The 26,778-nt window shown below is 64.3% G+C and carries 22 protein-coding genes; 14 read left to right on the forward strand and 8 right to left on the reverse strand.

Going from position 1 to position 26,778, the window contains the following annotated elements:
* Positions 1-82: 82 nt before the first annotated feature.
* On the reverse strand, positions 83-1,720 hold the full coding sequence (locus tag V3388_RS04040) for a methyl-accepting chemotaxis protein (RefSeq protein ID WP_336366235.1): 1,638 nt from the start codon (positions 1,718-1,720) through the stop codon (positions 83-85).
* Between the two features lie 167 nt (positions 1,721-1,887).
* A complete protein-coding gene (locus tag V3388_RS04045) occupies positions 1,888-2,130 on the reverse strand; it encodes a hypothetical protein (RefSeq protein WP_336366236.1) in 243 nt (80 codons plus the stop codon).
* Positions 2,131-2,371: 241 nt separating this feature from the next.
* Between V3388_RS04045 and parC the strand changes: the two genes are divergently transcribed.
* Both parC and serB read left to right on the forward strand, forming a co-directional pair.
* Positions 2,372-4,666 (forward strand): DNA topoisomerase IV subunit A, encoded by a 2,295-nt coding sequence (gene parC / locus V3388_RS04050; protein ID WP_336366237.1) that lies wholly within the window; start codon positions 2,372-2,374, stop codon positions 4,664-4,666.
* Positions 4,659-5,873 carry a phosphoserine phosphatase SerB gene (serB, locus tag V3388_RS04055; RefSeq protein ID WP_336366238.1) on the forward strand — a complete coding sequence of 405 codons (1,215 nt, stop codon included), beginning with the start codon at positions 4,659-4,661 and terminating at the stop codon, positions 5,871-5,873. The genes parC and serB overlap by 8 nt, the downstream gene beginning before the upstream one ends.
* A gap of 57 nt (positions 5,874-5,930) precedes the next feature.
* On the opposite strand, the gene V3388_RS04060 is transcribed toward serB, so the two are convergent.
* The 3 genes from V3388_RS04060 to epmB form a co-directional block, all read right to left on the reverse strand.
* Positions 5,931-8,015 carry an EAL domain-containing response regulator gene (locus tag V3388_RS04060; protein WP_336366239.1) on the reverse strand — a complete coding sequence of 695 codons (2,085 nt, stop codon included), beginning with the start codon at positions 8,013-8,015 and terminating at the stop codon, positions 5,931-5,933.
* Between the two features lie 130 nt (positions 8,016-8,145).
* Positions 8,146-9,933, reverse strand: coding sequence for a GTPase (locus tag V3388_RS04065; protein ID WP_336366240.1), 1,788 nt, complete (start codon positions 9,931-9,933; stop codon positions 8,146-8,148).
* 148 nt (positions 9,934-10,081) lie between these two features.
* Complete coding sequence (epmB, locus tag V3388_RS04070) at positions 10,082-11,110, reverse strand: EF-P beta-lysylation protein EpmB (RefSeq protein ID WP_336366241.1); 1,029 nt, start codon at positions 11,108-11,110, stop codon at positions 10,082-10,084.
* 45 nt (positions 11,111-11,155) lie between these two features.
* Here epmB and efp point away from each other — a divergent pair, with 45 nt between their 5' ends.
* Entirely contained in the window at positions 11,156-11,731 is a 576-nt protein-coding gene (gene efp, locus V3388_RS04075) for an elongation factor P (RefSeq protein WP_336366242.1), read from the forward strand.
* 8 nt (positions 11,732-11,739) lie between these two features.
* Positions 11,740-12,708: an EF-P lysine aminoacylase EpmA gene (epmA, locus tag V3388_RS04080; protein ID WP_336366243.1), complete on the forward strand. Its 969-nt coding sequence runs from the start codon at positions 11,740-11,742 to the stop codon at positions 12,706-12,708.
* Positions 12,709-12,719: 11 nt separating this feature from the next.
* On the opposite strand, the gene asd is transcribed toward epmA, so the two are convergent.
* Positions 12,720-13,577, reverse strand: coding sequence for an archaetidylserine decarboxylase (asd, locus tag V3388_RS04085; RefSeq protein WP_336366244.1), 858 nt, complete (start codon positions 13,575-13,577; stop codon positions 12,720-12,722).
* 202 nt (positions 13,578-13,779) lie between these two features.
* On the opposite strand from asd, the gene motA reads away from it, so the two are divergent.
* Together motA and motB are read left to right on the forward strand one after the other, a co-directional pair.
* Positions 13,780-14,631: a flagellar motor stator protein MotA gene (gene motA, locus V3388_RS04090; RefSeq protein WP_336366245.1), complete on the forward strand. Its 852-nt coding sequence runs from the start codon at positions 13,780-13,782 to the stop codon at positions 14,629-14,631.
* A 29-nt stretch (positions 14,632-14,660) separates the two neighbouring features.
* Entirely contained in the window at positions 14,661-15,626 is a 966-nt protein-coding gene (motB, locus tag V3388_RS04095) for a flagellar motor protein MotB (RefSeq protein ID WP_336366246.1), read from the forward strand.
* A gap of 12 nt (positions 15,627-15,638) precedes the next feature.
* Here motB and rsgA read toward each other — a convergent pair whose 3' ends face one another.
* A complete protein-coding gene (rsgA, locus tag V3388_RS04100) occupies positions 15,639-16,688 on the reverse strand; it encodes a small ribosomal subunit biogenesis GTPase RsgA (protein WP_336366247.1) in 1,050 nt (349 codons plus the stop codon).
* Positions 16,689-16,834: 146 nt separating this feature from the next.
* On the opposite strand from rsgA, the gene orn reads away from it, so the two are divergent.
* Positions 16,835-17,380, forward strand: coding sequence for an oligoribonuclease (gene orn, locus V3388_RS04105; RefSeq protein WP_336366248.1), 546 nt, complete (start codon positions 16,835-16,837; stop codon positions 17,378-17,380).
* Between the two features lie 25 nt (positions 17,381-17,405).
* Here orn and queG read toward each other — a convergent pair whose 3' ends face one another.
* Positions 17,406-18,491: a tRNA epoxyqueuosine(34) reductase QueG gene (queG, locus tag V3388_RS04110; RefSeq protein WP_336366249.1), complete on the reverse strand. Its 1,086-nt coding sequence runs from the start codon at positions 18,489-18,491 to the stop codon at positions 17,406-17,408.
* A gap of 168 nt (positions 18,492-18,659) precedes the next feature.
* On the opposite strand from queG, the gene V3388_RS04115 reads away from it, so the two are divergent.
* The 7 genes from V3388_RS04115 to hflX all read left to right on the forward strand — a co-directional run bounded on the left by V3388_RS04115 (position 18,660) and on the right by hflX (position 26,760).
* Positions 18,660-20,213 (forward strand): NAD(P)H-hydrate dehydratase, encoded by a 1,554-nt coding sequence (locus tag V3388_RS04115; RefSeq protein WP_336366250.1) that lies wholly within the window; start codon positions 18,660-18,662, stop codon positions 20,211-20,213.
* Between the two features lie 13 nt (positions 20,214-20,226).
* Positions 20,227-20,754: a tRNA (adenosine(37)-N6)-threonylcarbamoyltransferase complex ATPase subunit type 1 TsaE gene (tsaE, locus tag V3388_RS04120; RefSeq protein ID WP_336366251.1), complete on the forward strand. Its 528-nt coding sequence runs from the start codon at positions 20,227-20,229 to the stop codon at positions 20,752-20,754.
* 4 nt (positions 20,755-20,758) lie between these two features.
* Positions 20,759-22,114 (forward strand): N-acetylmuramoyl-L-alanine amidase, encoded by a 1,356-nt coding sequence (locus V3388_RS04125; protein WP_336366252.1) that lies wholly within the window; start codon positions 20,759-20,761, stop codon positions 22,112-22,114.
* Positions 22,115-22,135: 21 nt separating this feature from the next.
* Complete coding sequence (gene mutL, locus V3388_RS04130) at positions 22,136-24,049, forward strand: DNA mismatch repair endonuclease MutL (RefSeq protein WP_336366253.1); 1,914 nt, start codon at positions 22,136-22,138, stop codon at positions 24,047-24,049.
* Between the two features lie 43 nt (positions 24,050-24,092).
* On the forward strand, positions 24,093-25,058 hold the full coding sequence (gene miaA, locus V3388_RS04135) for a tRNA (adenosine(37)-N6)-dimethylallyltransferase MiaA (RefSeq protein ID WP_336366461.1): 966 nt from the start codon (positions 24,093-24,095) through the stop codon (positions 25,056-25,058).
* Positions 25,059-25,091: 33 nt separating this feature from the next.
* On the forward strand, positions 25,092-25,343 hold the full coding sequence (gene hfq, locus V3388_RS04140; protein ID WP_336366254.1) for an RNA chaperone Hfq: 252 nt from the start codon (positions 25,092-25,094) through the stop codon (positions 25,341-25,343).
* Positions 25,344-25,461: 118 nt separating this feature from the next.
* Positions 25,462-26,760 (forward strand): ribosome rescue GTPase HflX, encoded by a 1,299-nt coding sequence (hflX, locus tag V3388_RS04145; protein ID WP_336366255.1) that lies wholly within the window; start codon positions 25,462-25,464, stop codon positions 26,758-26,760.
* The last annotated feature ends 18 nt before the right edge of the window (positions 26,761-26,778 follow it).

Raw genomic sequence — 26,778 nt, forward strand, 5'->3', positions numbered from 1 at the left:
AAAGTTTATCGCGATCATCGACGGCAACAATCCGTAATACCCCTATACGACCAAAGCCCATACGACCAAGGGCAAAGCCCCATCAGACCCGGAACCGACTCGCCTGGCGGCCAAGGTCCGCGGCATACTCGTTCAGGCTCTGGCTGATCTGATCGATTTCCCGGGAGCGGGTGTCGCTTTCCGAAGCCAGGTCGTTGATGTCGGTGACGTTGCGGTTGATCTCCTCAACAACCTGGGTCTGTTCCTCTGTGGCTGACGCAACGCTGGTGTTCATGTCGCTGATGGTGCTGATGCCCTGAAGGATTGACTGCAGGCCGTGTTCCGCCTCCGAGGCCAGGCGTTCGGTGGCGGCGGCCTCTTTCTGCCCGGCTTCCATCTCGGTCACCACAGCGGCCACACCGGCCTGCAGGGCTGTAATCATGGTGTGAATGTCTTCGGTGGACTGTTGGGTGCGCCCGGCCAGAGAGCGGACTTCATCCGCGACCACTGCAAAGCCGCGGCCCTGTTCTCCGGCCCGGGCGGCTTCGATGGCAGCGTTCAGGGCCAGCAGGTTGGTTTGTTCGGCGATGCCCCGGATGACGTCCAGCACGGAGGTGATGTTGTCAGAATCCCGGGACAGTGTGGTGATGGCGTCAATGGCCTTGGCGATCTGGGCGGCCAGCCGTTGCACCTGCCTTGACGAGTCACCGATCAGGCGGGCGTTGTCGGCCCCGGTACGCTCAGTATCCCGGGTGATTTCCGCGGCCCGGTTGGCGTTGCCGGCCACCTCTTCGATGGCGCTCTGCATCTCGTTGATGGCGGTGGCCACCATGTCGATGGACTCGGTCTGCCGGGCGATGCCATCGCTGTTGGCGCGCGCCGCATGGGCCAGGCCGTCGGCCCGCTCCGCCAGATCACCGCTCAGGGTCTGGATGGAGCGAATCATTTCCTGGAGGTTGGCCAGCACCCGGTTGAAGCTTTCCGCCAGTTGGCCCAGATCATCCTGAACCGTCACCGGTACCCGTTGCGTCAGATCGCCTTCGCCCTGGGCCATGGCGTCCAGCTGGTCGCGGATGGCGCGGATGGAGCCAAGAATCAGTTTCAGGAACAGGAAGAAAACGGCCAGGCTCACGACCAGCGCAATCACCGTCACCACGGCCGTGGTGATGAGGTTGGTCATGCCGGTTCGGGACGATGCCTCCGCCCTCGCTCCGGCCCGCTCATCCGCGAGGGCGCCAAGTTTGTCATAGTACTCCCGGAGCCGGTCAAAGCGCGGGGCGGCCTCGGTGGTGGCCAATGCCCGGGCGCTGCCGGGATCGCCATTCGTTGCCATGGTCATGGCTCGGCGGGCCGCGTTCAGCCAGTCGTTGTAGGCCTGGTCAAAGCCGTTGCCCAGATCGGTGGGGCCCAGGCTGGTCAGCAGGGCCTCGGCCTTTTTGAATCGGTCCAGCGCCTGTTTGGCGTTCTCATCAAAGGTGGCGATAAACGGGGTGGTGTCTCCACCGTTGAACGCCGCGTCCAGCAGTCCCATCTGCGCCGTCAGCGCCTGGTAGAGATCCCGGTCACCGTTGAGAACGGTGCTGACGGCTGGCAGATAGGTGCTCGCGACCCGGTCCGTGGCCGTCAGCAGGGTACGGACCGACATGGCGCTGAGAACCCCGACCAGGATCAGGGCGGCGGCCGTAATGGCGAAGGGCAGGGCGATTTTGGTGCGCAGACCGAACCGATGAAACAGGGTCATGGCTACCTCCAGGGAATGCAAAGAATGTGCGGCAAAACGACGGCCGCCTTCTGGAGGATAGCAGTTGTTGGGCCAGCTGCACGGCGGGTTCCCCGAGGAGCCGGGTCAGCAACGGCCCGTAGGCGCTTGCGCTGAGCGGTGCGTGGTGAGGTTCGTCCCAGGCTCGATCAATGGTCTATGGGCGGTGCGTCCTGCCGTGGCAGGCAGTGCTTGCAGAGATAGCGCTGGCGCCAGAACTGGCCGGCGAAGATGACGGCCCAGATCAGCAAGCCGGCCCACAGGTAGGGGCGGGGAACCACAAAGGTTCCGCTGATGGCAAACTCCACCAGCAGCATCAGCGCCACCGCGAGAATCGCATTGACCATGGCTGTGAGCATGGCCTGGCCGCAGGCTTTGAGGTTCGGGGTCATAAAGGTCCGTTTGTCGGAAAGTGGAAAACGGTCTTCGACTTACTGGGGCCGAGAATACGGGGCACCCGCCACGCCCTCCATTGGGGAATTCCGCTATTGGAGAAAGCGGGTGGCTACCAGATTGGTGTATCCGCTCCGGCGTCCATATAATGACGGCTTTCGCTGGGCCCGGGACGTCCGGGCCGGAAGGTCGCATCGCGGCTGGCCGCCCGCCGGCCGTTCAGGCAAACAAGAGGCACGCATGCCAGAGTTCCAGACCACCGATGAAGGTTTTGAGCGCGTCTCGCTCAAGGAATACACCGAGAAGGCCTACCTCGACTACTCCATGTACGTCATCCTCGACCGGGCGTTGCCTAACGTCGGGGATGGTCTGAAGCCCGTACAGCGGCGCATTGTCTACGCCATGTCCGAGCTGGGCCTGAAATCCACGGCCAAGTACAAGAAGTCTGCCCGTACCGTGGGCGACGTGCTCGGCAAGTTCCACCCCCACGGTGACAGCGCCTGTTACGAGGCCATGGTGCTCATGGCGCAGCCGTTCTCCTACCGCTACCCGCTGGTGGACGGCCAGGGCAACTGGGGCTCTCCGGACGATCCCAAATCCTTCGCCGCGATGCGGTACACCGAATCCCGTCTGGCGGCGTTTGCCGATGTCCTCCTTGGTGAGCTGGGGCAGGGCACGGCGGACTGGGTGCCCAACTTTGACGGCACCATGGACGAGCCGTCCATTCTGCCGGCCCGGCTGCCCCATGTGCTGCTCAATGGCACCACCGGTATTGCCGTGGGCATGGCCACGGACATCCCGCCCCACAACGTGCGGGAAGTGGCGGCCGCCTGCATTCGCCTGCTGGACCAGCCGGACGCATCGGTGGATCAGCTGTGCGAGCACATCAAGGGGCCGGATTTCCCGACGCGGGCGGAAATCATCACCCCTCGCCGCGATCTGCGGCAAATGTATGAAACCGGCCGCGGCTCCCTACGCATGCGGGCCCGCTGGGTGAAAGAGAACGGCGAAATCGTGGTCACCGATCTGCCGCACCAGGTGTCCGGCAACCGGGTGCTGGAGCAGATTGCCCAGCAGATGCAGACCAAGAAGCTGCCCATGGTGGCGGACCTGCGGGACGAGTCGGACCACGAGAACCCGACTCGCCTGGTGGTGGTGCCCCGGTCCAACCGGGTGGATCTGGACGGCCTGATGGCGCACCTGTTTGCGAGCACCGATCTGGAGAAAACCTACCGGGTCAACATCAACGTGATCGGTAACGACGGTCGCCCGGGTGTGAAAGGCCTGCACACGATTCTCACGGAGTGGCTGGCGTTCCGGCGCAACACGGTGACCCGGCGCCTGCAGCACCGGCTCGACAAGGTGCTGGCGCGGCTGCATATCCTCGAAGGCTTGCTGATCGCCTACCTCAACATTGATGAAGTGATCGCCATCATCCGAAACGAGGACAAGCCCAAGGACGAGCTGATGGCCCGATTTGGTCTGTCCGCGGACCAGGCGGAAGCCATCCTGGAGCTGAAACTTCGCCACCTGGCCAAGCTGGAAGAAATGAAAATCCGCGGCGAGCAGGATGAACTGGCTGCCGAACGGGATGAACTGCAGGCGATCCTGGGCTCCTCCGATCGCCTGACCGATCTGATCAAAACCGAACTGCGCCAGGACGCCGAAACCTACGGTGACGACCGCCGCTCCCCGATCGTCGAGCGGGAGGAAGCCCGGGCGTTCAGCGAGGTGGATCTGGTCTCCAACGATCCGGTGACGGTGGTGCTGTCTGAGAAGGGCTGGGTCCGGGCGGCCAAGGGCCACGACATCGAGCCGGAAGGGTTAAGCTACAAATCCGGCGACCGCTTTGCGCTGGCCGCCCGGGGCCGCAACAACCAGCAGGTGATTTTCCTGGATTCCACCGGTCGCGCCTATTCCCTGCAAGCCCACAACCTGCCTTCGGCCCGGGGCCAGGGCGAACCGCTGACCGGGCGCATCAACCCACCGTCCGGGGCGACGTTTGCCGGCCTGTTGATGGGCGAGCCGGCCAGCAAAGTCCTGCTGGTGACCGACGGTGGCTACGGTTTTGTGGCCCGATTGGACGACATGATCGGCAAGAATCGCAACGGCAAGGCGGTGGTCTCGGTGCCGCGGGGCGCCCGCATTCTGCCGCCGGTGCCGCTGCCGAAGACGGCCGGTGAGCAGTATCTGGCCGCCATCTCCAACGAGGGACGCATGCTGGTGTTCCCGCTCACCGAGCTGCCGGAACTGGCCAAGGGCAAGGGCAACAAGATTCTGAGCATTCCCTCCGCCCGGGTACAGAACCGTGAGGAGTTCGTCGTGGCGGTTGCCATCTTTGCCCGCGAGGACCAGATTGAAATCCGCGCCGGCAAGCGCAAGATGAGCCTTCGCTTCAACGATCTGGAGCATTACCTGGGCGAGCGGGGCCGGCGGGGCCACAAGCTGCCCCGGGGCCTCCAGCGGGTGGACGCCATTGACGTGATCCCGGCCGCCGCTGAGCCGGCCCAAGAGGAGACTTCCGAGCGTGAGTGAACTGGTCCTGATCAACGTGTCCGGCCGTGACAAGCCGGGCCTGACCTCGGAAATCACCGGCATCATGGGCCGGTACAACGTGCGTATTCTGGACATTGGCCAGGCGGTGATCCACGACCACCTGACCTGGGGCATCCTGATCGAGATTCCGGACGAGTCCACGTCGTCGCCGGTGATCCGGGATTTGCTGTTCCGGCTGCACGCACTGGATCTTCAGGTGCACTTCGCACCCATTACAGAGGCCGAGTATCAGGCCTGGGCCGCCGGCCGCAACCGGGCCTGCTACATTGTCACCTTGCTGTCCCGGGACCTGCAGGCGGAACAGATTGCCCGGGTATCCGCTATTACTGCCCGGCACGGCCTGAACATCGACAACATTACCCGGCTGTCCGCGCGCCCGTCCCTGAACGTCGCCGACAACCGCATCGCCTGCGTGGAGTTCTCGGTGCGGGGCACGCCGGAGGACCTTGGCCGACTGCGTTCAGACTTCCTGCAAATCGCGGGGGAGATGAACGTGGATATTGCCTTCCAGGAGGACTCCATCTTCCGTCGCAATCGGCGGCTGGTGGTGTTTGATATGGACTCCACCCTGATTGAAGCCGAGGTGATTGATGAGCTGGCCCGGGAGGCCGGTGTCGGCGATCAGGTGGCGGAGATTACCGAGCGGGCCATGCAGGGGGAGCTGGATTTCAGCCAGAGTTTTGCCGAGCGCCTGGCCCTGCTGCGTGGACTGGACGAATCGGTGCTGCAGGGCATCGCCGAGCGCCTGCGCATGACCGAGGGCGCCGAGCACCTGATTCGTACGTTGAAGGGGCTGGGCTACCGCACCGCCATTCTCTCCGGCGGCTTCACCTATTTTGCCCGCCACCTGCAGCAGAAGCTGGGCATTGATTACGTGCACGCCAACGAGCTGGAGATTGAAAACGGCAAGGTGACCGGCCGGGTGTCCGGGCAGATCGTGGACGGTAAACGGAAGGCGGAACTGCTCCTGGAGATCGCCCGCAAGGAACACATTTCCACCGAGCAGGTGATTGCTGTGGGCGATGGCGCCAACGATCTGCCGATGCTGAGCAAGGCCGGCCTGGGCGTTGCGTTCCGTGCCAAGCCGCTGGTGAAGGAGTCCGCCCGGCACGCCATTTCTACCCTGGGCCTGGATGCGATCCTGTACCTGATCGGCTTCCGGGAGAGCGAAACCGTGCCGGAATAATCCTGGCCGGTGCCGCCCGGCTTCAGCCCTGGTGGCAAGGCCGGGCGGCGCCTGCCGTCAGTTGTCCCCGAAGTCGTAGTTCATTTCTGGCACCGGCGCCTGCAGATAGTAGCCCTGGATGTAGTTCACGCCGGCCTGCCAGAGCGTCGCCAGGATGCCGGCGTTCTCCACCAGCGGGATGATGGTCAGCTTGCCCGCGGCCTGCAGGCTCTTGACCATCTCCTTGACCTGCTCCTTGGCCTCGTCCGTCTTCTGCATTTCTTCGGTGAACGAACCGTCGATCTTCACGTAATCCGCGTCCACATGCTTGAAGGTATTGAACGGGTTCAGGCTGCAGCCGAACTGGGATACGGACACCTTGCAGTGCAGTTCGTGTACCGAGCGGGTGAAGTCCTTGGCCTGCTTCATGAAGTGGTTAACGTCCGCTTCCCTCAGCTGGAAAATCAGCGAATCACCGGGCAGGCGTGCGGCTTTGAGCGCCACGCTGAGCCAGGGCGTGAAGGTTTTGTCCTGCAGGGTTTCCGCCGTTACGTTCAGGAACAGACGGGTATCGTGGCCCCGTGAACGGTGGTTGGCCAACTGCTTGATGGTCTGCAGGATTACCCAGCGGTCGATCTTGATGGCGGTATCGGTGGGTCCGCCCGGCGGCAGGAAATCATAGGGCGACACTTCCTTGCCGTCCTTGTCGAGCATCCGCACAAACGCTTCGTAGTGCTCCTCGCCCTCGCCCCGAAGGTTGATGATGGGCTGGAACAGCAGGCGGAAGCGGTTGTCGTCCAGGGCCTTGAGGATCGCCTCGGCGGAATTGGACTCGTCCAGGGCCTCGTAATCGGCGGGGTTGTAGACCCGAACCCCGTTGCCCTGTTCGTGCCCTTCCTGCTTGCGTACGTCCGAGGATGCCACGTGGGCCCGGCCCATCAGGTCCTCGGCCTTGGGCGAATTCTCAGTGATGTTGGCCACGCCGATACTGACGGTCAGCGGCACGGTACGACCGTTCACTTCGAAGATGTGATCTTCAACGGCGGCGCGGATCTGCTCGGCCCGGGCGGTCATGCGCTTTTCATCGCTGGGCAGGGCCATGATGCAGAAGGCGTCATCGGACAGCCGCGCCAGGGTGATGTCGTCGTCCACGTTTTCCCGCAGAAGGGTCGCCAGGTCCCCCAACAGCAGGTCGGCGCCGGCAATGCCGATCTGGCTCTTCATGGAAACGAAGTTGTCGATGCCGATGTAGGCCAGGGCGCCGGCCTCGTTGTCTTTGCCGGCGCGGGCAATGGCCTGGGCCAACGCATCCATCAGGTGCTGGCGGTTGTAAAGGCCGGTGAGCAGATCCTGGCTGCTGATCTGCCGCAGCTTCTCTTCCAGTTCGGCGTCCGACTGTTCCGGCTGCAGGACAATCTGGGTGCAGGCCTCACCGTCGTAGGTGGCCGCCGACACCGACATAATGACGTTTAGCTCCTGATCGTCACTGCGCCGCGCCACGCAGTGCAGGGCCATGCCGTCTTCATTCTTCTCTGCAAACGACTTCATGAACTGCTTGTAGGCGTCCTGGCTGTCCGGGGTGAGGGTATCGAGCACCGGAATGCAGATCAGGTCGTCGATGTCGTCATATCCCAGGAAGTCCATGTACGACTGGTTGGCATAGATATGCATGCCATCGTTGATGTAGGCGATGGCGTCCTTGGAGCTTTCCAGCAGCAACTGGCAGCGCTGTTCCGCTTCCCGCAGGTGGGATTCCAGGGCGCGCCGGCGGCGGCGCTCCTCGAGGGCGGCCAGTTCCCGGTTAATAACCAGCAGCAGCCAGTCCCGGGCGTCCGCCGGCACCGTATCCTGGGCGCCGGACTTGAGGGTGGCCACCCGTTGCTCCCGATCATCGCCTTCGGTCAGCACGATAAAGGGCACGTCCTTTTCCATCCGGCGAACCATGGCCAGGGCCGCCTCCGCGCTCAGCTCCTCATCCCCCTCACGGGCCAGGAACAGGTCCCAGCTGCCGGATTTGAGGGTTTCTTCAAGATCTTCCTCGGAGGTGACCCGGTGCGCCCGGGTCGCTTTGCCGGCGTTTCTCAGCAGGCTGACCAGGGATTCGGCGTCGTTCTGGGAGGGGTCGAGGATCAGAAGGTGTACGGTCGCGGTTTTTTTCTGCATTCGGAAAACGTCTCGTGCTACTCGTGGGCGCGCAGGCTATGGCCGAATGATGCAGGGGTTACTGCGCAATAACAACCCTGAAACCGCGAGACTGTGCGCGGTCGCAGGGCGTTGTACCGGTGGGCCCGCGTCAGAGGGATGGCCAGAGCGAGTCGAATTCGTCGCCGCTGGCGCTGGCGTCGCTGGACGGGCGTTCGGCGGGCGCTGCGGTGCTGTGGAGTTTCAGCTCAAACTGGCTGATGCTGCCGGTGGCCGAGACTTTGCGGCCCAGCATCCCCTGATCTTCCCGACCATCGTGCATCAGCGTGATGCGGCTTCCGGACTGGAACGGCAGGCGTGGGGTGATCAGCGTGGCGGGCTGGCGAATCACGGCGATTTCCGGCAGCAAAAGGCCTCGAAGGTACTCGCTGCTGTTGCCGATTTTCTGAATCAGGCGGACGCCGCAGGGCGCCGCGCTCGGCGCCATCAGTTCAATGCCCACCCGGGTGCCTTGGTGCTTGAGCTGTCGAATCCAGCGCACGACGGCCACACTCCAGGGGTGGGATCTCTGCTCCCTGACGCCCAGGATCTCGCCGGCCTGGAGTGACACGGGAACGCCGGTTTCCCAGCCCACACAGTAGCCACCCGGGCTGGTGTTGATCAGGTAGGCCTGGTGCGACTTCGGCCGGCTTTTCTCCGCGTCCGGCGACGTGATCGTGCCGGCCGCGCCCCGGAAGTTGATGGGGGTATCGGCCGAGTAAAGCCGATCTTCGCTGGGTGCGGCGTCGTGGGCGCCGGACCAGGCATCGTTGCGCTGCCGGGAGGCCCGGATGAACGGGTTTTCGTCCTCCGGACGCGTACTTTCGTTCCCGCTGACGAACTCGGTGAAGGTCTTTTCGCCGGAGATAAAATAGTGGGTGGCGGTCAGCCCGACACAGAGCTCCAGCGTGCCGTCGCTGGCAATCCGGTTGAAGTTGCGCTTGGCGAGAATGCCGAGGGCCTGGCTCAGGTGCACCAGTAATGTGTCGCTGACGGTGCCCGGCACGGACAGAGGCGCCGGCTCGCGGCCGTTGTCCCGGCGCAGGTGCAGGGTGTCGGAAATCAGGCCGGACAATGCCCGGGTTTCCAGCCCCAGCGTGTCGCCGGACGGCGAGGCGTCCAGCAGGCTTCGGTAGACCGGCGGCGTGTCCTTGTCGGTAAGCACCGCGAACAGGCTGTCGTCGCCGGAGCCGCACTGAGCATGGTCGGTCCAGGATTCGAACAGGTCGTAGACCAGGCTCAGTTCGGACTGACGGAGCTGATTGGGCCGTGCACAACCCAGCAGGAGTATGCGCTTGTAGGCGTCTGCAACCGAACTGCTGCGCCGGTGTGAGAGGGTGTGGTCCTCGACCGGCGCGTCGGTCAGCCCGTTGCCGGCGGCGTAACGGTACAGATGATGGCATTCCAGCCAGCTTCCTGCCGGGCTCGGGCAGTACAGCTGATGCGCCCGGAGGATGGTGGCGGAGAGTTCAGACACGGCCCGGTGGGCGGCGGTGGTCATGCCCTTTCGGTGCTTTTCCAGGCCACCGTTGTCCAGAAAGTCGACCAGGCAGAGTTTGTATCCTCCCGCCAGATGCAGCTGCAGGGCCTGGGCGAGGTTGGCAATTTTTCGCTGTTTTTCGGGCAACGCGATGGCCAGCCCCAGAAAGTGGCTGGACAGCTCGGAGCACACAAAGTGGACTTTGTCCCGCACCAGCTCCAGCAGTTGCAGGCGCTGGGCCGGGGCAATGAAAAGTTGGTTGAGCTCGATGACCGCGTGATAAAGCTGGCGGGAGACTTCCCCGATGTTGGCCATGGGCAATTGGCCGACCCAGTCCCGAAACGCTTTCGGGCTGGTGTCGCAAAACGACAGGGTCGCCGTTTTCTGGTCGGGGATCTTCAGCTCGTCTCTCAGGCTCATGGCGTCCTTCGGCGTACGTCAGTGCCGGGGGCCTGGCTCGGCGATCCCGGAGTGTCGACTTTAAAATAGCAAAATCTTCTTAGAAAGCGAGAAGATCACGCGTTGACAATCTTTGACAAGTCGCGTGTTCGGGGAATTGTGCGCTTGCTCACGGGAACAGGTCGATCGGTGTCTTGCTGGCCCGATCGGGTATCTCCCGAACCAGTCGCGGCACCAGGAAACCGGGCAGCCTGGGCAGCAGAGCCTGCACCAGTTGCCGCGCCTCGTCGTCGCTGACGTGAAAATGGTGGGCGCCGGCCACCGGATCAAACGCGTGCAGGTAGTAGGGCAACACGCCGGCATCGAACAACGCTTCGCTCAGTTCCACCAGGGTGTCCACGCTGTCATTAACGCGCCGCAGGATCACGCTCTGGTTCAGCAGGGTAACGCCGGCGGCCTTGAGCCGGGCGAGCGCGGCGCGGGTGTTGCTGTCCAGTTCGGCCGGGTGGTTCACATGCACCACCATCACCACCGGCACCCGGGACTCGGCTACCCAGGCCAGGAGGGCATCGCAGACCCGCTGGGGAATCACCACCGGCAGGCGGGTGTGAATGCGCAGGCGGCGAAGCTGCGGCAGAGTGTTGAGGGCCTCGACCCACTGGTGCAACAGCCGGTCGCTGACGGCAAGGGGGTCGCCGCCGCTGAAAATGACTTCTTCGATGTCCGGATTGGCAGACAGGGCAGCCACGACCTGGCGGCGCTGGTCCGGGTCCAGCCGCTGTTCGTGGTAGGGGAAGTGTCGCCGGAAGCAGTAACGGCAGTTGATGGCGCACTGGCCGGTGACCATGAGCAACGCCCGGTTCCGATATTTCCGGATCAGCCCGGTGGTCAGTATGGCGCCCTGTTCCTCCAGCGGATCCGGCACGAAGCCGTCCTGCGGTTCCACTTCATCCGTCCTGGGCAGGACCTGCCGGAGCAGCGGGTCATCAGGATCGCCGGGGCGCATGCGGGCGAGGAACGGCTCCGGCACCCGGATCGGAAACAGCCGGTGGCCGGCGGCGGCGCCGCTGAGCCATTGGGCCGGATCGAGCCCCAGCCGATCCAGAAGCGCCTCCGGCGTGGTCACGGAGCGGGACAGGCAGGCCTGCCAGGAGTCCGGGTTGTGGGCTTCTATACGGGCGGCCGTTCGCTGTATCATAGCGCTCTTTCAATTTGCAACGACAGTGTGTCAGGTGGACATTTCATGGCTTCATATTCTACCAACGAATTCCGCAGTGGTCTTAAGGTTTTGCTGGACGGCGATCCGTGCATCATTCTGGAAAACGAGTTCGTCAAACCGGGCAAAGGCCAGGCGTTCAACCGGGTTCGTCTGCGTAACCTGAACACAAACCGCGTGTGGGAGCGTACCTTCAAGTCCGGCGAGAGCCTGGAGTCGGCGGACGTGATCGACCAGGACATGGAGTACCTCTATAGCGACGGCGAATTCTGGCATTTCATGGCCACCGATGGCTCCTTCGAGCAGTTCCCCGCCGACGCCAAGGCCGTGGGGGACACCGTCAAGTGGCTCAAGGAGCAGGACGTCTACACCGTCACCCTGTACAACGGCTCGCCGCTGTCTGTGACGCCCCCGAACTTCGTGGAGCTGGAAGTGGTGGATACCGATCCGGGCATGAAAGGCGACACCGCCCAGGGCGGCTCCAAGCCGGCTACTCTGTCGACCGGCGCGGTGGTGAACGTGCCGTTGTTCATCACCATCGGTGAAGTGCTGAAGGTGGATACCCGGTCCGGTGAATACGTCAGCCGCGTCAAGAGCAGTTGAGGTTGCCGGTGACTGATCCGGTCGCCTGGCGCCCGGTTGCGTCCCGGGCCGCCCTGGAAAGCCGCGCACGGCAGCTTGCCTACGTGCGCGGCTTTTTTGCGCAACGGGGGGTGCTGGAGGTGGAAACCCCGGTGCTGGGCCGCCATGGCGTGACTGATCCCCATCTGGATTCAGTGGCCGTCAGCGCCACCACCCCGGAATGGTCCGGGGGCGTTTTGCAGACCTCCCCCGAGTATCACATGAAACGCCTGCTGGCCGCCGGATCCGGGCCGATCTACCAGGTCGCCCGGGTGTTTCGGGACGGCGAGCGCGGCCGCCGCCACAACGTCGAATTTTCCCTGCTGGAATGGTATCGCCCGGGGTTTGACGATCAGTCACTGATGAGCGAGGTGGCCGATCTGGTGACGGGATGGCTTCATTGCGATCGCCCTGACACCCTGAGCTATCGGGACGCTCTGCGGGCCTTTGGCGGTGTGGACCCATTCGAGGCCTCACTGGAGACGCTTCGCGATCGGTGCCGGCAGTGGATGGCGCCCGAGCAACTGGCGGACCTGGGCCGGGATGGCTGCCTGGACCTGATCATGAGTCTGGCGGTGGAGCCTCAGCTTGGTCAATTGCGGCCCGTGTTTATCACCCGATACCCCGCATCACAGGCGGCCCTGGCCAAGGTGTCGCAGGAGGATGGCCATCCGGTGGCTCACCGGTTCGAACTGTACGTTCGGGGCGTTGAGCTGTGCAACGGCTACTGGGAGTTGACCGATCCGGACGAGCAGGCCCGGCGGTTTGCGGCGGATAATCAGGTCCGCAAAGCCCTGAACAAGCCGGTGATGACGGTGGACGAGGCGCTGCTGGCGGCGCTGAGCGCCGGCCTGCCTGAGTGCGCCGGTGTCGCCATGGGCCTGGACCGGCTGCTGATGCTGAAAACCGGTGCTGAGGACATCGCCGAGGTGCTGGCGTTTCCGGTTGAGCGGGCCTGACGGGTTCGGTCTCAGCCGAGCAGTTCGCCGAAGGCCTCGCCCATGCGAATGCTCTTGCCGGCCACCTGTTCTGAGTTCCAGCGCACGCGGCCTTTTGGCATCACCATCACCACCGTGGAGCCCAGCCGGAAACGGCCCATCTCGTCGCCCTTGGCAATCTCGATGGCCCGCTCGCCCTGATAGACCGAGGTGGTGACCAGTCGGTTGCCTGGAGCCACCACGCCGGACCAGACGGTCTCGACGCTGCCGACGATCATCGCGCCCACCAGTACCAGAGCCATGGGGCCGTGGTCGGTATCAAAACGGCAGACCACCCGCTCGTTGCGGGCGAACAGGTTGGGCACGTTCTCCGCGGTGGTCGGATTGACCGAGAACAGTTTGCCGGGGACGTAGACCATCTCCCGCAGGGTGCCGGTCACCGGCATGTGAATGCGGTGGTAGTCGCTCGGCGACAGGTAGAGCGTGGCGAACTCGCCGTCCTCGAAATCCTTTGCCCGCTGGGGATCGCCGCCGAGCAGTTCCACCAGGCTGAAGGACTGGCCTTTGGCCTGGAACACCCGGCCATCGGTAATCTGACCCAACTGGGAGATGGCGCCGTCCACCGGACTGACCAGGGTGGTATCGCCCCCGGCGATGGGCCGGGCGCCGGCTTTCAAGGCGCGGGTGAAGAACGCGTTAAACGACGGGTAAGCGGTGAAATCCGGTTCCGCCGCCTCGCTCATGTTTACGCCGTAGCGGTCGATAAACCACTTGATCACGCGGTTTTTCATGGCCGGGTTGCCGACATTGTCGGCCAGGCGACCGGCGATCCGTGATACGGTTTGCTGAGGCGTCACGTATTGACTCAGCACAAACAGTTTATCGAGCATGGCAACAACAGACCTTTGGGTTCGGGGTGGCGGAGTTTACCAAACCCCAGGGGCCGTGTAGAAATGGTTTTGCGGCGTCGCCGGGGCCCGGTGGCGCTGGTATTATCGGGCGGTAAGCCTCCTTAGGTGTAGGACGGGAAGGTCCCGGCGGTGCTGGCCGGCCCCGATCCAACTGACGACAATAAAGCGTGCGAACACATCCATGTTGCTGATTATTGGTGCAATTATCGTTTTTGCCTGCGTGCTGGGCGGTTTTACCATGCACGGCGGGAACCTGCTGGTCCTGTGGCAGCCAACCGAAGTGCTGATCATCTTTGGCGCCGCCATTGGCTCTTTCATCATTGCCAACCCCGTGCATACCCTCAAGGATGTGTTCGGCAAGTGCATGCGGTTGCTGACTGGCTCGCCCTACAACAAAGCGTTTTACATGGATCTGTTGAGCCTGATGTACGACATCTTCGACAAGTCCCGCAAACAGGGGGTGATGTCCATTGAGGAAGACATCGACAACCCCGAGTCCAGCCAGATCTTCAGTCGTTACCCGGCGGTGATGAAGTCCAAGGAGCTGCTGTCGTTCGTGACCGACTACCTGCGCATCATCAGCGCCGGCAATATGGCCACCCATGAACTTGAAGGCATGATGGAGGCGGAAATCGACAGCCGGCAGCACGAGCTCGAGGAACCCGCCCACGCCGTCAACAAGATCGCGGATGCTCTGCCGGGGCTGGGGATTGTGGCGGCGGTGTTGGGCATCGTGATCACCATGAACTATATGTCCGAAGGCCCCGAGGTGATCGGCCACAGCGTGGCGGCGGCCCTGGTGGGCACCTTCATGGGTATCTTTATGGGTTATGGCTTCGTTGGCCCCACCGGCATTGCCCTGGAACACGCGGCCAAGTACGAACTGAAGGCCTACGAGTGCGTCAAATCGGCGCTGGTGGCGACGGTTTCCGGCCAGGCGCCGCAGATGGCGATTGAATTCGGCCGCAAGGCGCTGCCCACGGATAAACGCCCGGGCTTCCAGGAGCTCAACGACCATGTTCGCTCCAAGTAATGGCGGGATGCGTGTGATGGGGGTGGCCCGTGGCCGGTGACGAACAACCGATCATCGTCAAACGCAAGAAGCGCGTTGCCGGTGGCCACCACGGTGGCTCGTGGAAAGTGGCGTTTGCTGACTTCGCCACCGCCATGATGGCGTTTTTTCTGGTGCTCTGGCTGACCTCTACGGCCAGCCCGGAGCAGTTGCGGGCAGTGGAAGGGTATTTCCGGGATCCCGTTGGCTTCACGGAAGGCGGATCGCCCAACCCGGTGGACCTGGAAGGCAGCGCCTCGGTGGTGAAAGAGACCACCCAGGATCAGGCGCCCAACCAGATCCAGCTCAAGGACGAACAGGTGGATCAACTGGCGGACACCCTCGAACAGCGCCGTATGAAAGAACTGTTCCAGGAGCTCAAGCAGCGCATCGAGCAGAGTGAGACCCTGCAGAAGTTCAAGGATCAGCTGCTGATCGACATCACCGACGAGGGCCTGCGCATCCAGATCGTCGACCGCTCCGGGCGGCCGATGTTTGACAGCGGCAGCGCCGAGCTCAAGTACTATTCCCAGGACATCCTGTTCGAGCTGGCCAAGACCCTGGGCTCCGTCAGCAACAAACTCAGTATTACCGGCCATACCGATGCGACGCCCTACAACGGCCGCCCCGGCTACACCAACTGGGAACTCTCCGCCGACCGGGCCAACACCGCGCGTCGGGCGCTGGTGGCCGGTGGCGTGCGCTCCGGGCAGATTGCCCGGGTGGTGGGTCTGGCGGATTCGGTGCTGTTTGACAAGAACGACCCTCTGGCGCCGGTGAACCGCCGCATTTCCATCATCGTGCTGAACAAGAAAACCGCCGATGGCATTCAGGAAAAAGCCAGCGGCAGCGACGCGCCGGTCATCGACCTGACCCAGCCGACCGAGCAGCAGTCCCAGGACGCCATGAAGAAACTGGAAGGCGGCGACTGGGGCAGCGACAAGCCGGAGCCCAAACCGGGGGAGCTTAACTGGTAGGTCGTAAGACCCTTAGCCGAGAGTCAGGCCTCGAGCCTGCTGCTCGGCCATGTCTGCCAGGATGCGGTGGAAGCTTTTCAGACGCTCCGGGCTGATGCGTCCGTCCGCAGCGGCAGCGTCCAGCGCGCAGCCGGGGTCACCCTGATGGCGGCAGTTGCGGAATTTGCAGGTGCCGATCAGCGGGCGGATTTCCCGGAAGCCGTATTCAATTTCCCCTGGCGTCATGTGCCACAGGCCGAATTCCCGGATGCCCGGGGAATCGATGAGATCCCCGCCAATGGGCAGGTGGAACAGCCGTGCCGTGGTGGTGGTGTGCCGGCCCTTGCCGGTGCTGGCGGAGACATCGCCCACCCGGATGGCCTCTTCCGGCATCAGGGTCTGGATGATCGACGACTTGCCCACCCCCGACTGACCCACGAACACCGTGGTTTGGCCCTGCACCAGAGCGCTCACTTCCGGCGATGGCTGCTTGCCGGATTCGGTGGCTGAGGTGCGCACCACCTGATACCCCAGCCGCTCGTAGCGGGCGAGCAGGGCGTCGATGGCGGGGCGGTTGGCGTCGGTCAGCAGGTCGGTTTTGTTGAGTAACAGCACGGCCGGAATGTCGCTGCTCTCGGCGGCCACCAGATAGCGATCCACCAGGTTGTCATGGGGCTCCGGTTCCGGCGCGATCACCAGCACAATGTGATCGATGTTGGCGGCGACGGGCTTGAGGGCGCCGAAGTTGTCCGGCCGTTGCAGCAGGTTGTTCCGCTCGCAGCGGGCAACGATCACGCCAGCGTCGTTCTTGCCCTGGCGCCAGACCACCCGGTCGCCGGTGACCAGGCTGTCGATGTTGGCCCGGACGAAACAGCGGAACACCTGACCCTGGCCGTCACCGTCCAGCGCTTCCACGTCGAGCTGCTGGCCGTAGTGGGCAATCACCAGCCCTTCAATCTCCGGCCCCAGTTCCCCAGCCTCGGCCTCTATGGCCTTTTCCTTTCGGCTGGCGCGGGCCGCCCGCTCACCCTGAATCTTCTGGATGCGCCACTGTTGCTGCTTGTTCAATCGCCGTTTGGCCATAACCGGGCTGCCGTGAAGGGGTGGGTCATTTGGGTGTGTTGGTGTGGGCCCGTGGCCCTGCGACGCTATTGTACTGGAATGGCGGCCCGGCCGCTGTATCATGGGGCCCACATCGGCAATCATTCATTACGGCAGGATCTGACACTATGGCAAACGGCAACTTTCTGGCCTGGATCGACCTGGAAATGACCGGGCTGGACCCGGAGAAGGAACGCATCATCGAGATGGCAACCATCGTCACCGATGCCGAGCTGAACGTGGTGGCCGAGGGGCCGGTGATTGCCGTGCATCAGCCCGACAGCCTGCTGGACGCCATGGACGAATGGTGCACCCGCACCCACGGTGCTAGCGGCCTGACCCAGCGGGTTCGCGACAGCAAGGTGTCCGAGGCGGAAGCCGAGCAGCAGACCATCGCGTTCCTGAAGCAGTACCTCGGCGCCGGCCAGTCGCCCCTGTGTGGCAACAGTATTGGCCAGGACCGTCGATTCCTGGTGAAGTACATGCCCGAGCTGGAGGCCTTCTTCCACTACCGCAATCTGGACGTGTCCACGGTCAAGGAGCTGGCCCGTCGCTGGCGCCCGGACGTGCTCGACGGCGTCAAAAAGAACGGCAGCCATCTGGCCCTGGACGATATCCGGGATTCCATCAACGAGCTGCGCCACTACCGAGCGACCTTCTTCCGCCTCTCCTGAGCGCCACCCGAAAGCCGCCGGCGCCTCAGGGCGCCAGGCCGTGGCGTGTCAGCGCCCAATGAACGTGCTCCCGAACCAGGGATGAAGGGTGGTCTGCCCGCTGCTTCAGGGCCTCCACCACCGGAATGGTCGTGGGGGCATTGCCCAGCCCGACCGCGAGGTTTCTCAGCCAGTTCTCATAGCCCGTGCGGCGAATGGCGGAGCCTTCGGTTCGCGTCAGGAATTCGTCTTCCGTCCACAGGAACAGGGTGGCCAGTTCGCTGTTGTCCAGGTGATGGCGGGGTCGGAAGTCGGGCTCCCGGGTCGGTTTGCTGAACTTGTTCCAGGGGCACACTAGCTGGCAGTCGTCGCAGCCGAACACCCGGTTGCCCATCTTGGCCCGCAATTCTTCAGGGATAGGGCCCTTCAGTTCAATGGTCAGATAGCTGATGCAGCGCCGCGCATCCAGCAGGTGCGGTCCCACGAAGGCGTCGGTGGGGCAGGCGCTGAGGCAGGCGGAGCAACTGCCGCAGTGCTCGGTGTCAAACGGCGCGTCCACCGGCAGCGGCGCGCTGGTGAAAATTTCCCCGAGAAAGAAGAGCGACCCCGCCTTCGGGTGGATGATCATGGTGTTCTTGCCCATCCAGCCCAGGCCCGCTCGCTGCGCCAGTGCCCGCTCCAGCACCGGGGCGCTGTCCACGAAAGCCCGGTAATCGTAGCCCTGGACGGCGTCATCAATCTGCTTGGCCAGGATGGCCAGGCGTTTTCGGATCAGCTTGTGGTAGTCCCGGCCGAGCGCGTAGCGGGTCACGTAGGCGGTTTCCCGGTTGGCCAGGGCCTGGTGGGGGTTGTCCGGGGCGGTCCGGTAGTCCATGCGCACCGAGATCACTCGGGCCGTGCCCGGTACCAGCGCCGTCGGCGTGTAGCGCTTGTTGCCGTGATCCGCCATGTACGCCATGTCCCCGTGGTACCCCTGCTTCAGCCACTCCTGCAGGCGTTGCCCATGGGGGCCGGGGTCGGGCCGAGTGATGCCCAGGTCGGCAAAGCCAAGGTCCCGGGCCCACTGGCGGATCTGCGCCGGAAGGGCCGTCAGCCTTGGGTCTTGCTGGGAAGTGTCCGGAGCGTCTGTCATGGAGTATCGGGGTGTCGGAATCTGTCAGAAGGAGATGAAAACGGCCGCGGCGATGCATCGCCCGCAAATCCCGTTGATTACGTTATGACCTTTTTTCGGGTTTTGCTATGCTTTACAGATATCTGGAAAAGTGTCTTAAACCGGTTTCTGTAACGGGAGCGCAGAACCATGCCGCCATCGTCAGCGCGCAGTGTACCAGAGCCGTTGTATTCCGCCGAAGCGGTGCGCCGGATCGATCGGCACATCATCGATCAGCGGGGCGGTGACGGCTTTGGCTTGATGCAGTCGGCGGCGCATGCTGCCTTCCGGCGCATGGTCAAACGCTGGCCGTCGGTGTCGCCGGTGCTGGTGCTGTGCGGCGCCGGTAACAACGGCGGTGACGGTTACCTGCTGGCGTCCCAGGCCCAACGGCACGGGCTTGAGGTTCGCTGCCTGGCAGTGGCGCCGGTTGAACGGCTGACCGGGGATGCCCGCTCAGCCTGGCAGCAGGCCGAGGCGGACGGCGTTCCGGTGCAGGCCGTTGAGGCCTTGGATGACGCCGGCCTGGCCTCCCTGCTCGACGGCGCGAGCCTGATCGTGGATGCGATGCTGGGCACCGGCGTCTCCGGCCCGCCCCGATCGCCGTTCGCCGAGGTAATCGCCCGGGCGAATGCCTGCCCGGCACCGATTTTGGCGGTGGACGTGCCCTCGGGGCTCGATGCCAGCACCGGCGCGGCCGCGGGCGAGGTGGTCCGGGCGGCGCTGACGGTGACGTTCATCGGGCGCAAGGCTGGCCTGTATACCGGCGTTGGCCCGGCGGTCTGCGGCGATATCGCCTTTGACGACCTGGGCGCCGATGCCGATGCCCTGGCGGCCGGTGGCGTTCCAGTCGCGCGGCTGCGGCGGTGGAACGATGTCCGCGCCCTGTTGCCCCGGCGCCCGGCCAACGCCCACAAAGGCCAGTTCGGGCGCCTGTTGATCGTTGCCGGTGACCGGGGATTTGGCGGCGCCGGGCTGATGGCGGCGGAAGCCGCGGGCCGCTCCGGTGCCGGGTTGGTGACGCTCGCGACCCGCCCGGAACACGTCGGCGCAGCGCTGGCCCGTTGCCCGTCGGTGATGGTCCGGGGCGTGATTCACGGCTCGGAAATTGAGGATTTGCTCTCGGGCGCGGACACCGTAGTGTGTGGCCCGGGTATGGGCACTGGCGCCTGGGGCCAGCAGATGTTGCAGCAGGTGCTGGGCAGCGAGGTCCCTCGGGTGCTGGACGCGGACGCCCTGAACCTGCTGGCGTCCCGGGTGGCAGTGGCATCCGAGCGCCAGGTGCTCACACCCCATCCCGGTGAAGCCGCCCGGCTGCTGGGGTGCCAGGTGGCGGACATCGAGCGGGACCGCATTGGTGCTGCGCAGCGTCTCCAACGGACGTACGGTGGCGTGGTTCTGCTCAAGGGTGCCGGCACCGTGATTGCCGCCGGCACCGAAACGGTGGATATTGTGGGCGGCGGCAACCCGGGGATGGCCACCGGCGGCATGGGCGACGTCCTTGCCGGGGTAATCGGTGCCCTGTGCGGACAGCTGTCTGGCCTGGCCCCAGCAGTTGTGGCGGCAGCGTGCGCACACCTGGCGGCGGCGGATCGGGCGTCCGGGCATGTCGGGTATATGGGCCTGCTGCCAACGGACGTGATCGGCCACCTACCGCTGGTGTTCCGGGATGCCGAGCAGGCGGCAGCCGCAGATAAGGTGTAGCGAGGAAACTCTGATGACGGTGTTTGGCAACGAGCGGCGACTGTTTCTGGACGGCGAGGCGGAGACCGAGCGCCTCGGCCGCGAGCTGGCCCGCCTGGCGAAAGCGAGCGACGACGGCCTGGTGGTGTTCCTGCAAGGCGAACTGGGCATGGGCAAAACGACCCTCAGCCGTGGCGTGATGCGGGGTTTGGGTCATCAGGGTGCGGTCAAGAGCCCCACGTATACCCTGGTGGAGCCATACGACCAGCTCACGCCCAACGTCTATCACTTTGACCTGTATCGCCTGGGTGATCCGGAGGAGCTGGAGTACATGGGCATCCGGGATTATTTCGATGGCACCAACCTGTGCCTGATTGAGTGGCCGGAGCGGGGTGAAGGCGTGTTGCCGGAGCCGGATCTGGATGTACAACTCAGCCGCGAACGCGAGGGTCGCTCGGTGGTTATCCGGGCGCGCTCTGAGCGGGGTGCGCGGGTCATGAACGAGATGGTGCTGATCGGGCCGGAACCGGACCCGGACAAACCCACCGACGATGTGGATTGATACGATGAATCTGCGACAACGACGCCTGCTTCAGACTTTGACCCTGTTTCTCGCCGGGTGGCTGGCGATGGCTGCGACGGCTGGCACCCGGGTGGAGGATGCCCGGCTCTGGCCAGCGCCGGACCACACCCGTCTGGTGTTTGATCTGACCGGCCCGGTGGAGCACAACGTGTTTGCCCTGAAGGGCCCGGACCGCCTGGTGATTGATTTGAAAGACGCGGCGCTCAAGGCCCGGCTTGAGGCCCTGGATCTGTCCGGCACCCCGATCCGTCGGATTCGCAGCGCGCCCCGTAACGGCAACGACCTGCGCGTGGTGCTGGACCTGAAAGGGCCCATCAAGCCCCGCAGTTTCCAGTTGGCGCCCAACCAGCAGTACGGCAACCGGCTGGTGGTCGACCTGGTGGACGAGAACGGTACGCGGGTTGAGCAGGCCACCCGTCCCACGGTCACCCACGAGTCGTCCGGCAAGCGGGACATCATTGTGGTGGTGGATGCCGGCCATGGGGGGGAAGACCCTGGCGCCCGTGGCCCTCGGGGCACCCGGGAGAAAGACGTTACCCTGCGCCTGGCCAAGACCCTCGCGGATCGCATCAATGGGATGCCCGGTTACACCGCCAAGCTGACCCGCACGGGCGATTACTACATTGGCCTGCGGGAGCGCACCGTCCTCGCCCGCAAGTACAGCGCCGATTTGTTTGTGTCCGTTCACGCCGATGCGTTTCGGGACCCGGAACCCCGTGGCGCTTCCGTGTTTGCCTTGTCTCAACGGGGTGCCACCAGTGAGACCGCCCGCTGGCTGGCCCAGACCGAAAACCGCTCCGATCTGATTGGCGGTACCGGTGGCGTGTCCCTGGACGGTCGGGACGAAATGCTCGCGGGTGTCCTCCTGGACCTGTCGATGACGGCAAGCATCAACGCCAGCCTGAACGTCGGCGGGGACGTGTTGAACTATCTGGACGACGTGGCACGTCTGCACAAATCCCGGGTGGAGCAGGCCGCATTCGTGGTTCTTAAGTCGCCAGACATTCCGTCGATTCTGGTGGAGTCCGGGTTTATCTCCAACCCCACCGAGGAGCGGGCGCTCGGGTCGGAGCAGTATCGCCGCAAGATCGCCGGTGCTATTGCCAGCGGCATTGATCGTTACTTCCGCAAGACCCCGCCACCGGGCACGCTGCTGGCCTGGAAGAAGCGGCAGGGTCAGGCCGATGCCAGCGTCAGCCAATACCGCATTCAGCGGGGCGATACGCTGTCCCAGGTGGCCAGGGACAACCAGGTGTCCGTGAACGAGCTCATGCGATTTAACGGGCTGGACGACGACCGTGTTATGGTAGGGCAAACCCTTCGAATCCCCGCGTCCTGATCCACTAAGGTTGTTCTGAACATGCCCCACATTCATTTGCTTTCCCCCCGCCTGGCGAACCAGATTGCGGCGGGGGAAGTGGTGGAACGTCCCGCCTCCGTCGTCAAGGAACTGGTTGAAAACGCCCTGGATGCCGGCGCGTCCCGGGTGGACGTGGACATTGAGCAGGGCGGCGCCAAGCTGATCCGCGTCCGGGACGACGGTTCCGGCATCGAGGAAGACGACCTGCCGTTGGCGCTCAGCCGCCATGCCACCAGCAAGATCACTAGCCTGGACGATCTCGAGGCGGTGGCTTCCCTGGGCTTTCGGGGTGAGGCCCTGGCCAGTATCTGCTCGGTCTCCCGCCTGAGCCTGACCTCCCGGACGGCGGACCGGGAAGCCGCGGCCCGGGTAGAAGTAGAAGGCCGGGATATGGACGCTCGCATTTCCCCGGCAGCCCATCCGGTGGGCACCACGGTGGAAGTCCGCGACCTGTTTTTCAACACGCCGGCCCGGCGCAAGTTCCTTCGCACCGAAAAAACCGAATTTAACCACGTGGAAGAGTGCCTCCGGCGCCAGGCCCTGAGCCGGTTTGATACCGGGTTTACCCTGCGCCACAACCAGCGGGTGGTGCAGAGCCTGCGGCCGGCGGCTTCTCCGGTGGATCGTGAGCGGCGCATTGGGGCGCTGTGCGGGCAGCAGTTCATCGACAACGCGGTGGTTATTGATGCCGAGGCCACCGGCCTGCGCTTGTGGGGCTGGGTAGCGCTGCCCACGTTTTCCCGCAGCCAGGCGGACCTGCAGTATTTCTTTGTCAACGGCCGGGTCATCCGGGACAAGCTGGTGGCCCACGCCGTGCGCCAGGCGTACCGGGACGTGCTCTACAACAACCGGCATCCGGCTTTTGTACTGTATCTGGAGGTGGATCCGGCCACCGTGGACGTGAACGTGCACCCGACCAAACACGAGGTGCGGTTCCGGGACAGCCGGCTGGTGCATGACTTTATTTTCCGGACCCTGCACCGGGCGCTGGCGGACGTGCGGCCGGACGATCAGTTCCGGGGTGCCGTGGCCCAGTCCATGGTCCGGGAGTCGGCGGTGGCCCCTGATGTCGCCGGCACACAGGCTGCGGGCGCCTGGGCGCCGTCGCCAGGCGCCGGCGCGGGTTATGGCCCGTCCGGGTTCGGCGGTGCCCGGCCGGCACCGGCACAGGAATGGCGGGCCAGCGACCAGATGGCGTTTTACCAGTCGTTGAACGGGGGCGGAGGCGTTGCGGAACCGGCAGGCGCCGGCGCCACCGAAACGGCTCAATCGCCGGTCGCGCCGTTTTCACCGGCACCCGGCGTCACGCCGCCAGCGGACAGCGGCGATGAGCCGCCCCTCGGTTACGCCATCGCCCAGCTCCATGGCATTTACATTCTCGCCCAGGGCCGGGCCGGGCTGATTGTGGTCGACATGCACGCCGCCCACGAGCGCATTACTTACGAACGCATGAAGCGGGCGCTGGCGGAGCAGGACCTGAAAAGCCAGCCGCTGCTGGTGCCGGTCTCCCTGGCGGTGAGCCAGAAAGAGGCCAGCCTCGCGGAAACCCACGGCGACGAGCTGCGCCAACTGGGTCTGCACGTGGAGCGCCTGGGGCCTGAGACCCTGGCAATTCGGCAGATGCCAGCGCTGCTGCGGGGCGCGGATGCCGAGCAACTGGTGCGGGATGTGCTGTCGGATCTGATCGAGCACGGCCAGAGCGACCGGGTGGAGGCGGTCATTCACGAGCTTCTGGGGACCATGGCGTGTCACGGCTCGGTGAGGGCCAACCGCCAGCTCACCATTCCCGAGATGAACGCGCTGCTGCGGGACATGGAAGCCACCGAACGCAGCGGCCAGTGTAACCACGGCCGGCCAACCTGGACGTTGGTCACCCTGGCCGAACTGGACAAGCTGTTCCTCCGTGGCCGCTGAGCCGAGCGCCGGCAACCCGTCCCTGCCGCCTGCGATTTTCCTGATGGGGCCGACCGCGTCCGGCAAGACAGACCTGGCCATGGCCCTGTGCGAACACCTGCCCTGTGACATCATCAGCGTCGATTCGGCGATGATCTACCGGGGCATGGACATCGGCACCGCCAAGCCGACGGCGGAGGAACTGGCCCGGGCGCCGCACCGACTGATCGACATCTGCGACCCGGCCGATACCTATTCCGCCGCCGATTTCCGCCGGGATGCTCTCGCGGAGATGGCCCGCAGCGCGGCGGCCGGGCGCATACCGCTCCTGGTCGGCGGCACCATGATGTACTACAAGGCGCTGCTGCACGGCCTGTCCGGCCTGCCGGCGGCGGATGCGTCGGTACGAGCGACCCTGCAGGCGGACGCGGCCCGGCGTGGCTGGAGCGCGCTGCATGAAGACCTGGCCAGGGTAGATCGGGTGGCCGCGGAGCTCATCCATCCGAACAACCGGCAACGTCTGCTGCGGGCGTTGGAAGTCATCCACTTGACCGGTCGGCCAATCTCAGAGCTGTGGCGGGCGGAGGGCACGGTCGAGGATTACACCTATTTCACCCGCTGGCAGGCAGACGACGGGGCAGGCCTGCCGTATACTGTGACGCAGCTCGCGCTTGCGCCCGGCGAGCGGCATGTGCTCCATGAGCGCATTGGCCAGCGTTTTCTGGCCATGCTCAACGCCGGGTTCCTGGCCGAGGTGAGAGGGCTGATGGCCCGGGGTGACATGACTCCGGAACTTCCGTCCATGCGCTGTGTCGGATACCGGCAGGCGTGGTCGCACCTGGCTGGAGAGACGGACTACGATGAGTTTGTCCGCAGGGGCATGGCCGCCACCCGGCAACTGGCCAAACGACAGCTGACCTGGCTGCGCAAGTGGGACCAAGTCCACTGGCTTGACAGCACGGGCAGCGGGGTGCTTGAGAAAGCCTTGAAAAAAGTCGGGCCACGCACCACATTGATTTCTGGACAATGACGATCTGCATCCACTAAAAACAGGAGAACACACATGTCAAAAGGGCACTCATTACAAGACCCTTACCTGAACGCCTTGCGCAAGGAACGCATTCCGGTTTCCATCTTCCTGGTCAACGGCATCAAGCTGCAGGGCCAGATTGAATCCTTTGACCAGTTTGTGATCCTGCTGAAGAACACGGTCAGCCAGATGGTGTACAAGCACGCGATCTCCACCGTCGTGCCTGCCCGCAACGTTCGTCTGCCGCAGCAAAGCCCGGTAGGCGAGGGTGAGTCCGAAGACTGATCCACCCGGCTGATTGGGGTTTTGTCACCCGCGATTCCAAGGGCCTGCCCTGGCCTGAGGAGCGCGGGTGTTTCTTTTTCTGACGACGATTATTACGTGATCGGGGAGTGCGCCAACTTTGTTCGAACGTCCTGATGTGGGAGAACGGGCGGTACTGGTCCACATCGAGTTCACCGCCCACGACGATGTGGAAGACCCGGGCGAGTTCCGGGAACTGGTGACGTCCGCCGGCGTCGAGCCGGTCGCGCTGGTGACCGGTACTCGCAAACACCCCAGCCCCCGGCTGTTTGTCGGCGAGGGCAAGCTGGAGGAAATTCGCGATGCGATGGTCGCCCACGAGGCCGACGTTATTCTGTTCAACCACGCCCTGAGCCCGAGCCAGGAGCGGAACATTGAACGGGAGCTCAAGTGCCGGGTGCTGGACCGGACCGGTGTCATCCTCGATATCTTTGCCCAGCGCGCCCGCACCCACGAGGGTAAACTTCAGGTCGAACTCGCCCAGCTGGAGCACATGTCCACCCGCCTGGTGCGGGGCTGGACCCATCTGGAGCGGCAAAAGGGCGGCATCGGCCTGCGCGGGCCCGGCGAGACCCAGCTCGAGACCGACCGTCGGCTGCTTCGGGAACGCATCAAGTCCATCCACAAACGCCTTGAGAAAGTGCGCCGCCAGCGCAATCAGGGCCGCCGCGCACGGCACCGGGCCGATATCCCCACGGTGTCCCTGGTGGGCTATACCAACGCCGGCAAATCGACGATGTTCAACCGGCTGACCGCCGCTACGGTCTACGCCGCCGACCAGCTGTTTGCCACCCTGGATCCGACCCTGCGCCGGCTTGAACTTCCGGACATCGGGCCGGTCGTATTGGCGGATACGGTGGGATTCATCCGGCATTTGCCCCATAAATTGGTGGAAGCCTTCCGGGCGACCCTGGAGGAAACGGCTGACGCCACGATCCTGCTGCACGTGATCGACAGCCACGACCCCCGGCGGGACGACAACATCGAGCAGGTGGAAAGCGTCCTCGCGGAAATCGGTGCGGATGAAATTCCGGTGCTCCAGGTGTTCAACAAGATTGATCTGTTGGACGGTTTTGAGCCCCGGGTCGACCGCAACGAAGAGGGCGTGCCGGTGCGCGTGTGGGTCTCGGCGGTAACCGGCGCCGGGCTGCCTCTGCTGTTTGACGCCATTGCCGAGCGGCTGGCCGAAGACGTCGTGCACCACTGTGTGGTGTTGGGCCCGTCCGATGGCAAGCTGAGGGCGCTCCTGCATGAGGCCGGTGCGGTGCTTGGTGAGCGGTATCGGGACAACGGCGACGTGGCGTTGGACGTGCGTCTGGAGAACCGGGACTGGCAACAGCTGCTGAGCCGGGCCGGCCTGGCGGAATCCCGGGTACGGCTGGAGCCGCCGGGCGCCTGACCCCTGCTATTGCCGGGG

The organism is Marinobacter sp. C2H3 (assembly GCF_037080155.1).
Lineage (GTDB): Bacteria > Pseudomonadota > Gammaproteobacteria > Pseudomonadales > Oleiphilaceae > Marinobacter.